This is a genomic window from Streptomyces sp. NPDC104106, from assembly GCF_055584345.1.
Map to the genome: position 1 here is coordinate 28,980 of NZ_JBVJMF010000004.1, position 13,115 is coordinate 42,094.

Annotated in this window: 10 protein-coding genes and 2 pseudogenes; 4 read left to right on the plus strand and 8 right to left on the minus strand. The window is 67.1% G+C overall.

Annotated elements, in window-relative coordinates:
* Positions 1-19: 19 nt before the first annotated feature.
* From kdpB to ACZ60X_RS10865, 8 genes are all read right to left on the minus strand, one after another.
* Positions 20-2,152, minus strand: a complete 2,133-nt coding sequence (gene kdpB / locus ACZ60X_RS10830) for a potassium-transporting ATPase subunit KdpB (protein ID WP_469596115.1) — start codon at positions 2,150-2,152, stop codon at positions 20-22.
* Positions 2,152-3,816, minus strand: coding sequence for a potassium-transporting ATPase subunit KdpA (gene kdpA / locus ACZ60X_RS10835; RefSeq protein ID WP_469596117.1), 1,665 nt, complete (start codon positions 3,814-3,816; stop codon positions 2,152-2,154). The genes kdpB and kdpA overlap by 1 nt, the downstream gene beginning before the upstream one ends.
* A gap of 37 nt (positions 3,817-3,853) precedes the next feature.
* The gene (kdpF, locus tag ACZ60X_RS10840) at positions 3,854-3,943 is read right to left on the minus strand and encodes a K(+)-transporting ATPase subunit F (RefSeq protein ID WP_403180103.1); all 90 of its coding nucleotides are present in this window, start codon (positions 3,941-3,943) and stop codon (positions 3,854-3,856) included.
* Positions 3,940-4,107 (minus strand): hypothetical protein, encoded by a 168-nt coding sequence (locus ACZ60X_RS10845; protein WP_469596121.1) that lies wholly within the window; start codon positions 4,105-4,107, stop codon positions 3,940-3,942. The genes kdpF and ACZ60X_RS10845 overlap by 4 nt, the downstream gene beginning before the upstream one ends.
* A gap of 114 nt (positions 4,108-4,221) precedes the next feature.
* Positions 4,222-4,866 carry a hypothetical protein gene (locus ACZ60X_RS10850; RefSeq protein ID WP_469596124.1) on the minus strand — a complete coding sequence of 215 codons (645 nt, stop codon included), beginning with the start codon at positions 4,864-4,866 and terminating at the stop codon, positions 4,222-4,224.
* A 979-nt stretch (positions 4,867-5,845) separates the two neighbouring features.
* On the minus strand, positions 5,846-6,193 hold the full coding sequence (locus tag ACZ60X_RS10855) for an STAS domain-containing protein (protein ID WP_469596126.1): 348 nt from the start codon (positions 6,191-6,193) through the stop codon (positions 5,846-5,848).
* 257 nt (positions 6,194-6,450) lie between these two features.
* Positions 6,451-8,085: a cation:proton antiporter domain-containing protein gene (locus ACZ60X_RS10860; protein ID WP_469596130.1), complete on the minus strand. Its 1,635-nt coding sequence runs from the start codon at positions 8,083-8,085 to the stop codon at positions 6,451-6,453.
* Between the two features lie 199 nt (positions 8,086-8,284).
* Positions 8,285-9,511, minus strand: a complete 1,227-nt coding sequence (locus ACZ60X_RS10865) for an IS701 family transposase (RefSeq protein ID WP_469596133.1) — start codon at positions 9,509-9,511, stop codon at positions 8,285-8,287.
* Positions 9,512-9,703: 192 nt separating this feature from the next.
* Between ACZ60X_RS10865 and ACZ60X_RS10870 the strand changes: the two genes are divergently transcribed.
* The 4 genes and pseudogenes from ACZ60X_RS10870 to ACZ60X_RS10885 all read left to right on the plus strand — a co-directional run bounded on the left by ACZ60X_RS10870 (position 9,704) and on the right by ACZ60X_RS10885 (position 13,059).
* On the plus strand, positions 9,704-9,853 hold the full coding sequence (locus tag ACZ60X_RS10870; RefSeq protein WP_469596135.1) for a winged helix-turn-helix domain-containing protein: 150 nt from the start codon (positions 9,704-9,706) through the stop codon (positions 9,851-9,853).
* A gap of 988 nt (positions 9,854-10,841) precedes the next feature.
* Positions 10,842-11,435 (plus strand): hypothetical protein, encoded by a 594-nt coding sequence (locus tag ACZ60X_RS10875; protein ID WP_469596137.1) that lies wholly within the window; start codon positions 10,842-10,844, stop codon positions 11,433-11,435.
* A gap of 337 nt (positions 11,436-11,772) precedes the next feature.
* Positions 11,773-11,996, plus strand: a pseudogene (locus tag ACZ60X_RS10880) (aldo/keto reductase); the annotation flags it as partial.
* 292 nt (positions 11,997-12,288) lie between these two features.
* Positions 12,289-13,059, plus strand: a pseudogene (locus tag ACZ60X_RS10885) (transposase).
* Positions 13,060-13,115: the final 56 nt, after the last annotated feature.

Here is a 13,115-nt window from a genome sequence, read left to right on the forward strand (position 1 = left end):
GGGCCTTCCTCCTTGTGGGTCAGTGCAGTCCGGGGACGAACTGGACGATGAGGTCGATGGCCTTGATGCCGAGGAAGGGCAGCACCAGGCCGCCGAGGCCGTAGATCCAGATGTTGCGGCTGAGCAGCGCGGCCGCCGAGGACGGCCGGTAGCGGACGCCGCGCAGGGCCAGCGGGATCAGCGCGATGATGATCAACGCGTTGAAGATGATCGCAGAGGAGATCGCCGAGGTCGGGCTGTGCAGGCCCATGATGTTGAGACGGTGCAGCCCCGGGTAGACGCTGGCGAACATCGCAGGGATGATCGCGAAGTACTTGGCTATGTCGTTGGCGATGGAGAACGTGGTCAAGGAGCCCCGGGTGATGAGGAGTTGTTTGCCGATCTCGACGATCTCGATGAGCTTGGTCGGGTTGGAGTCGAGGTCGACCATGTTGCCGGCCTCCTTGGCGGCCGACGTGCCGGTGTTCATCGCCACGCCGACGTCCGCCTGGGCGAGCGCGGGCGCGTCGTTCGTGCCGTCACCGGTCATCGCGACCAGCTTGCCGCCCGCCTGCTCCCGCTTGATGAGGGCCATCTTGTCCTCGGGGGTGGCCTCGGCGAGGAAGTCGTCCACGCCGGCTTCCCCGGCGATGGCCTTCGCGGTGAGTGGGTTGTCACCCGTGATCATCACCGTGCGGATGCCCATGCGGCGCAGCTCGTCGAAACGCTCGCGCATACCGTGCTTGACCACGTCCTTGAGGTGGATGACCCCGAGGATCCGGGCGCTCTCAGCCCCTGCTCGCCGTACCACCTCGCCGACGACCAGCGGCGTGCCTCCGGTGGCGGAGATGCCGTCGACGAGCGGGCCGACCTCGTCTGTGGGGTGGCCGCCGTGGTCGCGGACCCAGCGCATGACCGCGGTGGCCGCGCCCTTACGGAGGGAACGGTTGTCCAGCTCGTCGCTGAGGTCCACCCCCGACATCCGGGTCTGTGCGGTGAACGGGACGAACGCGGCGTGCGCCAGCTCGCCCTCGTTCCGTGCGCGCAGCGCGTGACGTTCCTTGGCGAGGACCACGATCGAGCGCCCTTCCGGTGTCTCGTCGGCGAGCGAGGACAGCTGGGCGGCGTCCGCGAGGGTCGCGAGATCGACGTCGCTGACGGGCAGGAATTCGGCGGCCTGCCGGTTGCCCAGGGTGATGGTGCCGGTCTTGTCCAGCAGCAGGGTGTTGATGTCGCCTGCGGCTTCCACGGCGCGGCCGGACATGGCCAGTACGTTGCGCTGCACCAGCCGGTCCATGCCTGCGATGCCGATCGCGGAGAGCAGCGCGCCGATCGTGGTCGGGATCAGGGCGACGACCAGCGCCACGAGGATGACGATGGACTGCTCGGCGCCGGCGAAGATGGCGAACGGCTGCAGGGTCACCACAGCTATCAGGAAGACGATGGTCAGCGAGGCCAGGACGATGTTCAGCGCGATCTCGTTCGGTGTCTTCTGCCGGGCCGCACCTTCAACCAGCGCGATCATCCGGTCGATGAAGGTCTCCCCAGGCTTCGAGGTGATCCGCACCACGATCCGGTCGGAGAGCACCTTCGTCCCGCCCGTCACGGCGGAGCGGTCGCCGCCCGACTCGCGGATCACCGGCGCCGACTCACCCGTGATCGCCGACTCGTCCACGCTCGCGATGCCCTCGACCACGTCGCCGTCACCGGGGATGACCTCGCCGGCCTCGACCACGACGTGATCGCCGAGCCGAAGTTCGGTGCCCATGACCTCCTCGGTGACCTCCGGTGCCCCGGGCTGCCGGTCACGGATGACACGGCGGGCCATGGTGTCCTTCTTCGTCCGGCGCAGCGTCTCCGCCTGAGCCTTGCCGCGTCCTTCCGCGACCGCCTCCGAGAGGTTGGCGAAGACCACGGTCAGCCAGAGCCACACGGTGATAACCCAGGCGAAGACGCTCGGGTCCCTGATCGCCGACAGCGTGGTCAGCACAGCCCCCACCTCGACGACGAACATCACGGGGTTCTTGACCATCACGCGCGGGTCGAGCTTGCGCAGCGCGCCGGGGACAGAGGCGCGTAGCAGCCTCGGGTCCAGCATTCCCGCGGAGACGCGATGTGATTCGGCCTCCGGTGGGCCCTTCGGTGGCTTGGCTTCCAAGGTGGTGGTGGGCATCAGCGCAGCCCTTCCGCGAGCGGCCCCAGCGCGAGTGCGGGCAGGTAGGTGAGGCCGACGACGATGAGGATCACGGCGGACAGCAGGCCGACGAACTGCGGCCGGTGGGTGGGCAGCGTGCCCGCGGTGACGGGCACCGGCTGCTGCTCGGCGAGCGATCCGGCCAGCGCCAGTACGAACACCATCGGTACGAACCGGCCCAGGAGCATCGCGAGCCCGAGCGCGGTGTTGTACCAGGCGGTGTCCGCACTCAGCCCGGCGAACGCGGAGCCGTTGTTGTTGGCGGCCGAAGTGAAGGCGTACAGCACCTCGGAGAAGCCGTGCGGACCGTGGTTGAGCATCGCCGCCCGCTCGCCCGGCAGGGCCATCGCGATGCCGGTGCCGACCAGCACGATCGCCGGGGTGGTGAGGATGTACAGCGAGGCGTACTTCATCTCCCGGCCGCGCAGCTTCTTGCCCAGGTACTCCGGTGTACGGCCGACCATGAGACCCGCGATGAAGACCGCCACGACGGCCAGGATCAGGATTCCGTACAGGCCGGATCCGGTGCCGCCGGGCGCGATCTCGCCGAGCATCATGTTGAAGATCGTCAGACCGCCGCCGCCCGGCGTGTACGAGTCGTGGAAGGAGTTGACCGCCCCGCACGAGGTCAGCGTGGTGGACACGGCGAACAGGGCGGAGGCCCAGATCCCGAACCGCTGCTCCTTGCCCTCCATCATCCCGCCGGCCGCATGTCCGGCCGAACTGCTCACAGCGTGCAACTCGTTGGCGGTGACGATGGCCACCGAGGCGGCCCAGATCAGCGCCATCACGGCGACGATCGCGTAGCCCTGCCGCTTGTCACCGACCATCTTCCCGAAGGTCCGTGGCAGAGCGAAACCGATCACCAGCAGCAGGTAGACCTCCAGCCAGTTGGTGAACGGGTTGGGGTTCTCGAAAGGATGGGCGGAGTTCGCGTTGTAGAAGCCGCCGCCGTTGGTGCCGAGCTCCTTGATGGCTTCCTGGGAGGCGACCGGGCCACCGGGGATCGACTGGTGCTGCCCGGCGATGGTGGTGATCGACTCGAAGCCGTGGAAGTTCTCGACCGTGCCCGCGGCGACCAGCACGACTGCCATGACCAGCGAGATCGGCAGCAGAACCCGCAGCACGACCCGGGTGAGGTCCTGCCAGAAATTGCCGACCCGGTCGGTCTTCTTCCGGGCGAACCCGCGGATCAGGGCGGCGACCACGGCGATCCCGACCGCCGCCGAGACGAAGTTCTGCACCGCCAGGCCCGCCATCTGCACCAGATGGCCCAGGGCCGACTCACCCGAGTACGCCTGCCAGTTGGTGTTGGTGACGAAGGAAGCGGCGGTGTTGAAGGACAGGTCGGGAGCGACCGGCTTCGTGCCGAGGGAGAGCAGCAGATGGTTCTGCAGCCGCAGGAAGCCGTACAGGAACAGCACTGAGACCACGGAGAACGCGAGCACGCTGCGCAGATAGCCGGGCCACGTCTGCTCGGCGTCCGGGTGCACGCCGCCGACCCGGTAGACCAGGCGCTCCGCCCGCCAGTGACGGGGGGAGGTCAGGACGTGGGCCATGTAGTCGCCGAGCGGGCGGAAGGTCAGGGCCAGCGCACCGACCAGGGCGATGACCTGCAGCCAGCCTGCGAGAGTGGCGTTCATGGAGAACCTCTCCAGCCACGGCCCATACGGGACGCAGCTAGAACCTCTCGGGGAAGATCAGGCACAGGACCAGGTAGATCACCAGACAGACGGCGACAACCAGGCCGACCACGTTGTCCACGCTCACAGCCGACTCACTCCCTTGGCGATCACACCGATCAGGGTGAACGTGGCGATGACGAGAACGATGAATCCGAGATCCGACATGTATGACACCCCCGTAGCGACGACGGGAAGGAAATGCTCCCGGGCGACATGCGGACGAAGGAAGAAGAGAACATCGGAGGACATCAACCCATTTAGTACAGATCCACGTCAGCCGCTTGATTAGCCCCATTAGCGGAGTTATAACGCCATAGGACATTTCCTTAAGGGCTTCTTGACGCACGAGGCAGGGGCTCACTCCTACGGGGTCCACTCGGCCCACCGCAGGTGGTCCCGTACGCCGTGCCGTGCGTCCTGTTCATGTCTTCCGAGGCGGAGCTCCGGCGGGCGGAACGTCGGGCCCCGCTCCACCTGGGGCGCCGTCGTGTTCACATCGTGACTCTCCCGCCTTCCGGCACGTCTGGCTTCGGTGGCGTCGACGATGAGGTGCGCGGCATCGGAGGGAAGAGCCAGGTTCCTTTCCAGCCATGCCGCACTCATCCCTCGGGGGTGCTGGGCCAGAACCCAAGCGGCATACAGACGATCGAGCGAGGGCGCGTCCGGCCCCTTCAGAGTCGTGCGGACCGCCTCCGCGGGAAAGCCGTCCAAGGAGTGCGCGGCAAACCACGACGTGTCCATCCGCACGACGTCCTGCGCTTCTGTACGCCGCTTCGGCGGCCGGTCGAGGGCCTGGCGCACCCTCACCCCGACGACCAGGGCGACAAAAGCTACGGCAAGCACGGCCGCGGCCACGCCAACACGATCGGCGGCCGGAAGTCTGGTCCAGACCGGCGGCAGAAAAGCCACCGTGTGACTGCCGTACTGCGGGTAAGACAGATTCCGCATCACGGCCTCCCTCGTGCCGCTGCGCAGCCACGTGATTGCGGCGAGCAGCCAGATCGCCACAGTGCGCGCTACTGCTGTCCAACCAAGGAGAGCACCGGAGACCTCTCACTGAAAGTAGCCACTGAGTGGACGAGTGCCAAGGCACTGAACCAGGCCGCTGAAGTCCTCCCAGGGTGCGGACCGAACCGGCCCCCACCGCAGCGGGCAACGCCCCGGACCCGGTCGGAGAGTCGTCCGCCCGCAGGGTGGCGCGGCCGCCAACCGGCTCAGTCATGGTGGAACACCCTCCATCGATCTATACGGATCCGATGCCGGCTTTTCCACCATCCGCGTCGACCCATAATGCGGCCATAGGCCGTACGGGAAGCGTCATGGCCCGTTCGGCCCAGTCGATGCCGAATCCGCCGCACGGTTCTCCCGTCGTCGCACGGGTTCTGGAAGATCTTGCCGACAGAGGCGGTGCTGGGCTCACTTCGAGGATGAGGACGGCGCGGAAGCTCGCCATCGGGGCCACCGATTGCCCGGGACAGCCGCCGAGGTGCTCGCCAGTCGCAAACAGTGGCACGGGCCCCTCATCCGGCTGGGATGGGGAGGCAGCTGGCCTCGCGCTCGGATGCGGAGCGGGCCACGGATGCTCGTGGGCCCGCATCCGGGCATCGGCGCCTCGCTCGCGAGGCTGAAGCCTCACTATCAGCCGAGTCTTAACCGCGCGTGAGTACAGAAAACCCTGCCGCGAATGATCTTGTTGGACCTTGAGGGGCGCCGGTACGGGTGCCAGTAACGAACGTGTCGTGAGTCCCACACGAGATGTGGACGTCGGGTATCACCTGCGGCCTTGAGCCGGCATCTGGCGGAGATGGACTGAGCAGGTCGAGTACTGGACGGTGCTCGATGACGACACGGTGCTCGTGGCGGGGAAGCAGGGCGCGGCTGGGGTTCGCGCTGCTGCTGAAGTACTACACCCGGCACGGCCGGTTCCGACGGGCCGGGTGGACTGGCGACTCGCTCACGGCGGGCCGCGCATCGGCTGCTTTGCCGGTCATGCGATCTGGGCCTCATCCGAGCCGTTCGCGGCTGCGGTATCGGCCGTGAACAGGTCGTAGGCTCCCGTGATCTCCAGGAGGCGCGCGGGCTGGGGCTGGAGTCCGGTGACGGCCAGGCTGCCGCCCTCGGCATGCAGGCGCCGACGCAGCAGCACGAGCAGGTTCAGCCCGCTGGAGTCCATGAAGGACACGCCCGCCAGATCCAGGTACAGTGGCTTGCCGACCAGGGGGATGACGAAGGCGGCCTGTGCCAGCTGCGGACAGGTCTGCATGTCTATCTCCCCGCGCACGGTGATCACGGTGCGGTCGGGGTGTTGCTGTGTCTCGACGGTGAAGTTGCTCACGGTTCGCCCCTCGCATTTCGGGGTCGAGCCCATCACGCCCTCCGTGGGGAGAGGGCATCAAGCACGCGACGTTGGGGCCGCGTACAGCCGAGCAAGACAACCCGTACCGCGCCCCGGTCACCGAGAAAATGACCTTTGAGGGCGGCGCGGGGCCTCTCACCAGACCAGGCTGGTTTGTCCTGGCAGCGTCGCACACACGGGTCAGCGCCCGCCAGCCCCGCTTGTGCGTGCTGCCGGGCGCGGTGGGCAGGGGTCTCTTATGCGACCTCCCCCACGCCGGCACGGCGGCTCCGGAGTACAGGAAACGGGCACAGCCCCGCCCGACGGTGCACCCCACATAGCGGCCGCCACCGGCACTGACGGCCTGACGCCGACCGCAGCTGCTGCACTCCTCGCGGGCGGGTGACGGCCGGGCTCCCTGGTGCGAACATGCTGTGTCCTGCCTCCAGCCTGGACGCCCGGCCGCTTTCCGCACATCCGGCAACTGTCGGGTCCACCCCCGCCGAGTGGCTGGAGAAGACCAGCCTGGGGTAGGAGCCGCCGGGGCCGCGCGGCGGACGCGCCGCAAGCATGGCAGCACCGCATGACATCGCAGCACCGCCTGACACGACAGCACCGCCCGGCATCAACTCCGCATGGCGGCGGCCTGTGAGTCCGGCTCGTCGGTCCCCGGGAAGCCCGGAGCGCCGGCAGCCGACGGGGGCGGGCCGGTCAGGGACCGGGCGATGACCACCGAGCCGCCGCCGTGGAGCACAACGCTGCCCAGCACCGTCAGGGTCATGGCATACAGGGCGGTGTCGGCGTACAGCCCGTCCGGCAGACCGTTGAACGCGAGCAGGCCGAACACGATGGAGGTGGTGCCGCGTGGTCCGAGTGCGCCGACCCTGAGCCTCTCTCGCCAGGTGAACGTCGAGCCGAGGAAGGCGAGCATGATCGGAAGGATGCGCACGACGGTGAGCGCGGCGACGCAGAGCACGACGGTTAGGCCAGTGGACGCCCTCGCCCACGGCGAGCACCACGGCATTGCCGAAGAAGAACCACATGCACATCGTCATCATCGAGTTGGTGTCCTCGATGAGCTGGAAGTCCGAGACGTGCGGAGCCGGAGCGCCCCGTCGGCGGACCGGCGCCTGCCGGACGTAGCGGAAGGCGATCCCGCACACGAACGAGGCCACGAAGCCGTTGGCGTTCATCGCCACGGTCACGGTGTAGGCGAGCAGCGGTGTGACCAGCACGACGATCCGCCGGGACTGCTCCGTCATCCACTGCGCGCGGTCGGCCCGGTTGATCAGCCATGCCACCAGCGCCCCCACCACGAAGCCGACCACGAGGGCCTTCAGTGCGAACGGCACGGCCGTGCCGAGGGCCTGCGCGGGCGTGTGGGTGACGGATTTGGTGCCGACGAGGATCAGTGCGAACAGGAAGAGGGGCGAGACGATGCCGTCGTTGTAGCCGCTCTCCACGTTGAGCACGCTGCGCACCCTCGCCGGAATACGCCGGTCGCGGACCAGTGCCTCGGCCGGTGCGAAGTCGGTCGGGATGATGATGCACGCGATGAGCAGCAGCAGCGCCACCGGCAGCCCGGGCAGCAGCAGCGTTCCCAGCAGCACCATCGTGATCAGGCTCAGCGGCAGGGCCACCAGCAGTGCCCGCGCGGCGGAGCCGGGGTCGTTGCCGAACAGCCGCCCGCCCGGCAGCTCGGTTGCGTCGACGAACAGCAGGACGGCCAGGATGACCTCAGCCACATGCTGAGCGACCTCGGAGGCTGCCCCGCCGCTGTCACTACCTGCGGCGGTGTCGCACGTTCGAGGGGCGGTCTCCGTGAGACCGCCCCTGCACGTTCGCAGTCCCGCTACACTCCAGCCACCCAGCGAAACCCGCAGGTCAGACACCGAAATCCTGCTGGAGTACTAGTACTCCAGCCGGACTTCTGTATTTCTGCTGGTCAACGGCTTGAGGGTGGGGAGTGTAGCGGGGGCGCGGCATGCGTGGGACGGTCTTGGAGGGGTCGTCCCACCAACGTGTGTCCGCGCCGCATGTAGTGACAGTGTCGGGCACGTGCCTGGTGACGGCGGCGCCATCGTGACCAGTTCAGCACATCGCGGCGTGCAGGACGGTGGCGGGGTTGAGTTGCCAGCAGACGACGGATCTCGGCTGGTGTGAGGTCCACAAGGTCGGGTGTGTCGGCCTCGGCACCCCCTTTTCACGCTCCTGCACGGCCATCACCGCGAGGAACGCGTGGGCGAGCATGGCGAGCGTGATGTGCCGGTGCCAGCCCACGTAGCGGCGGACTTCGTACTGGTCCAGGCCGCACTCGTTCTTCGCGCTCTGGAAACACTCCTCGATCTTCCAGCGGCAGCCGGCGACGCGGACCAGGTCGGCGATGGTTGCGTCCAGTGGGACACAGGCGAGGTAGTAGGCGATCTCGTCGGGCCTGCTGATGCTTCGGCGGGCCAGCACCCACCTCTGTCGTGTCGGCTCGTCGGCGCCGGATTCGGTCCTGGCGGGCAGGCGGGCGGCGGCCCAGTCGTAGAACCGTTCGCCTTTGGCTCCCGGCCCCGCCGACAGACGCTGCCACGCCTCGGGCGGGGCCTGGGCGATGAGAAGGTCGACGCGCAAGCTGTTGACCTGCTGTGACTTGGGGACGGCGACCACGTAGGAAAGCTCGGCATCCTCCAGGAAGCGCCGGAAGTGCGAGTCCTGTCCGTAGGCGGAATCCGCCGTCACCCAGGCGATGGGGAGCGGGGAGGCCAGAGCGCGCAGGATCATGTCGCGGGCCAGTTCGCCCTTGGTGGCGAAGATGCGCTCGTCGGGGATGCGGGCCGCTTGGCAGCGTTTCCGGTCCTCGGTCCAGGACTTGGGCAGGTAGAGCTCGCGGTCGACCAGGGCGTGGCCACGGGTAGTGGCGTAGGCGGCAAATACCCCGATCTGGCAATTCTCTGTCCGTCCGGCCGTGCCGGAGTACTGGCGCTGCACCCCTGCGGAGGTGATGCCTTTCTTCACGAAGCCGGTGTCGTCGAGGATCAACACGCCATTCGGCGTGCCGAGTTGTTCTGCGATGTATGCCTGAAGGTCGTCGCGCAGGCCGTCAGCGTCCCACCGGCTGTGGGAAAGCAGATGCTGCAGGCCGTGTGGGGTGGCATTGCCGGCGTACTCGGCGAGCTGCCAGCTGTTCTTTCGGCCGACCGGGCCGAGCAGTCCGCGGACATAGTCCCGCATCCGCCGCCGGGACTCCACCCGGGAGAAGCGGGCTCCGGTCCGCAGGAAGAGTTCTTCGAGTTCCAGGTCCCAAGCATTCGTTGGTACGTCATGGATCACAAGAACGGACTGCTCGTCGCGCTGTCACTACATGCGGCGCGGACACACGTTGGTGGGACGACCCCTCCAAGACCGTCCCACGCATGCCGCGCCCCCGCTACACTCCCCACCCTCAAGCCGTTGACCAGCAGAAATACAGAAGTCCGACTGGAGTACTAGCGCCGCTACCGCGAAGTCAACGCGCACATTGCTATGCACCCCGGAGCCTCAACTCGGCAAGCTGCCACAGCCGTCGGCATCTCCCTGCGAGCTGTAGCCCAAAACCTGGACCGCCTTACCGCCGACGGGCTGCTGGTGCTGGTCGCCGACCCGGTGCTTCGGTCCTACCGACTGGCTTCCTGACACGTGCCGAACCGGAGAGCGAATGCCCGGCCTTTGTCGTGCAGGGCGATACATAGCAGACGATCCCCGGTTACCGAAACCGGGAATCGTGCGGAGCATTAGTGGTGTTCGCATTCGGCTGTGTATGGCGGTGGGGCCGTAGCGAACACAGCAGGGGTGCCGCAAAAGAAGCGAGGAGGTATCGAGCGGCACCGCTCTGCTGATGCCGTGAATCGCCGAAGCGCTGCTCGTTGTAGTGCAGTGAGGCCCTTGGGCGAGTGACGATGGACTGTCAACGGCGCCGAGAAGTCGGAGTCTTTCCTTACCAAGGGACTTGCAGAGAGCCGCCGCGCCAAGCTGATGACGGCTGCTCGCGACGGTGAGCCGTTTGATCCTCGGACGGGTCTGCCGGCTTCCGAGCTGGGTGCCCTGAAGCAACGCACCACCTGGTACATCCTGGCACGCGATTACATCGAGCAGCGTTGCGACCGTACCCCGGGAAATTCTCGCTGCACACTCGCAGACGCTCTGGCCACCATCACCCCGGCCCTTGTCGAGCCGGGAGCCGTCTACCGGTCACCCTGTGTACTGCGGCGTGCCCTCTATTCATGGGCGTTCAACAAGAAGGCATGGGCTTCCGAGCCGGGGGAGGAGTGGCAGGCGGCACTGGACTGGCTGGAACGGCACTCCCTACCAGTCAGCGAGTTGGAGGAGCCCGATGTCCTGCGTCGTGGGCTTGACGCCTTGTGCCGCAAGGTCGACGGGAGCCCTGCAGCCGCCAAGACGGTGAAGCGCAAGAAGGCGGCCATCAACGAGGTGTTCGGCGTTGCAGTCGAGCGGGGCTACTTCGGCCAGAACCCCGTTGCAGGACTGCGCTGGACCGCTCCGGAGGTCGCCGACGAAGTCGACCCGGAATGCGTACCGAACCCCACGCAGGTCGCGCGCCTGCTGACGGGGGGTCAAGGCACTTCCCGGTCGTGGTCCTCACCTGTACGCCTTCTTCGGCTGCATGTACTACGCAGCGATGCGCCCCGCCGAAGTCATCCACCTGCAGAAGTCCCAGTGCCGCCTCCCCGCCACTGGGTGGGGTCTGCTGAACCTGAAAGGCGGCGTCGTCACGGCCGGCAAGGAATGGACCGATGACGGTGCCGTCCATGAGGTCCACTCCCTGAAGCGGCGTGCGGCCAAGGCCACACGGCCGGTGCCGATCCCACCTGTCCTGGTCCGCATGCTGCGCGAACACATGGAGTGCTTCGGCGTAGCACCGGATGGACGCATATTTCGCAACGCGGCCGGTAACTACATCGACGCTGCGGCGGACGGCATCACATGGCGCCGGGCACGTGAGGCGACGCTCACCCTCGACGAGCTTGCCCTTGAACTGGCGCAGCGCCCCTACGACCTGCGCCACGCGGGCATCTCCTTCTGGCTGGCCTCCGGCGTCGACCCGGCCGAGTGTGCCCGCAGGGCAGGGCAGAGCATCCAGGTGCCCTTCCGCTACTACGCCAAGTTCCTCGCTGAAGCACGTCATCACGCGAACCGTCTGATTGAGGACTCCATGCGTCGGTGGGACGAGTACGAGGACGCGGCCGAGGGCGCGTGAGTCCGGGCTTGGCCCGGAACTGCCCCGGAACAGCTGGTCAGAGGTGGGATACGGGTGGGCTGAATCGGGAGTAAGGGTGAATTTTGCCTGACCCCTTTGATGTTGCGAAGGAAGGGCGCCCGCTGGGTACCTGCCCTGGTCAGGCGCCCTTTATCGTGCCCCTAGAAGAAGCCGAGCTTCTTCGGCGAGTACGAGACGAGGAGGTTCTTGGTCTCCTTGTGGTACACGACCTCACCCGCTTCTGACCTGCGGCAACGGGTGGAATCGCCCGATGCGAAGCCGAATTGGTCCGCAACTGGTCCGGATCTGGGGATGTGGTGCCAGCGGGGGAGTTTCCCAGCAGCAGGGCCTGATCCGCCATCTCGGGGTCAGCAACGCCACCGCGGAGCAGGTCACCGAGGCGCGGAGCATCGCGCCGATCATGTGCGTGCAGAGCATGTACAACCTCGCCCACCGCCATGACGACGAGCTCATCGACCCACACCTGCGCGAGAACATCGCCGGCGCGGACTCTCCCTCTCTCATGAGGACTTGACCGAGCTGGACGACATCGGCCGCTGAATGCCCCAGAGCTGAACGGATCACAAGCCACGACCAAAGCCACCGCTCAAGTTCCGGCCCCGGTCACCTTCGCGTGACCGGGGCTGAAGCAGGATGAGCCGCCCTCACCTGGATGACTTCAGATCATCACCCGTCAGGAACTCGTATCATACCGGCGGTGGCAGCTCACCCCGCGTCGGTGGCCGGGTAGGCGTCGAGGTCTCCCGAGGACGGGGATTCCTACACCAAGCCCATCCGGAAGACTTCGACGTTGTACGACGCTACGCCTGAGGCGCGCTTCGCCCGCGCTGACATGAATGCGTTCTGCCGCCTTGCCGAGCTCGGGCTCGAAGTCACCGGTCAGCGACTCGCCCCGGATCGTGCGGTTCTCGCGTGCCGGGTCGTCGAGTCCGATTAGTGGTGCCGCCGCTGCGGTTGCGAAGGCACACCGCGTGACACCGTGACCCGGCGACTGGCGCACGAGCCACTCGGATGGCGGCCCACGATCCTGACGTCACGATCCGACGCTACCGCTGCATGGACTGTGGGCACGGGTGGCGGCAAGACACCGCCAGGGCGGCTGAGCCGCGGGCGAAGCTCTCGCGTCGCGGGCTGCGGTGGGCGCTTGAAGCCATCGTCTGCCAGCACCTCACTGTCGCCCGTGTCGCCGAAGGGCTCGGGGTCGCCTGGAACACCGCCAACGACGCCGTCCTGGCCGAGGGCAAGCGCGTCCTCATCGACGGCACCGGCCGGTTCGACGACGTCACCGCGATCGGCGTCGACGAGACGAGCACGTGTGGCGCCACACCAGGCGTGGCGACAAGTACGTCCCTGATCATTGACCTGACCGACATCCGCGACGGCACCGGCCCTGCCCGGCTGCTCGGCATGAGCGAGCCACCGACGTGCGGGCCTACTTCGAACGCCCAGGCACGTCTACTGTAACGGACCGCCCGAGGCCATCAACGGACGGCTTCATCACCTTCGCGGCTCCGCCCTCGGATTCCGCAACCTCACCAACTCCATCGCCAGATCCCTGCTGGAAACCGGCGGCGTCAGGCCACGACTACACCCTGGATTGTGAAGAGCCCCTCTGCGGCTTCGGGCAGTGAAAGCTTCCTGTAAGGAAGGAGTCCCGAC

Excerpts from the sequence above, each read along its gene's own strand:
- kdpB (WP_469596115.1), bottom strand. The coding sequence starts at position 2,152 with ATGCCCACCACCACCTTGGAAGCCAAGCCACCGAAGGGCCCACCGGAG.
- kdpA (WP_469596117.1), bottom strand. The coding sequence starts at position 3,816 with ATGAACGCCACTCTCGCAGGCTGGCTGCAGGTCATCGCCCTGGTCGGT.
- ACZ60X_RS10845 (WP_469596121.1), bottom strand. The coding sequence starts at position 4,107 with ATGTCCTCCGATGTTCTCTTCTTCCTTCGTCCGCATGTCGCCCGGGAG.
- ACZ60X_RS10870 (WP_469596135.1), top strand. The coding sequence starts at position 9,704 with ATGCACCCCGGAGCCTCAACTCGGCAAGCTGCCACAGCCGTCGGCATC.
- ACZ60X_RS10875 (WP_469596137.1), top strand. The coding sequence starts at position 10,842 with ATGTACTACGCAGCGATGCGCCCCGCCGAAGTCATCCACCTGCAGAAG.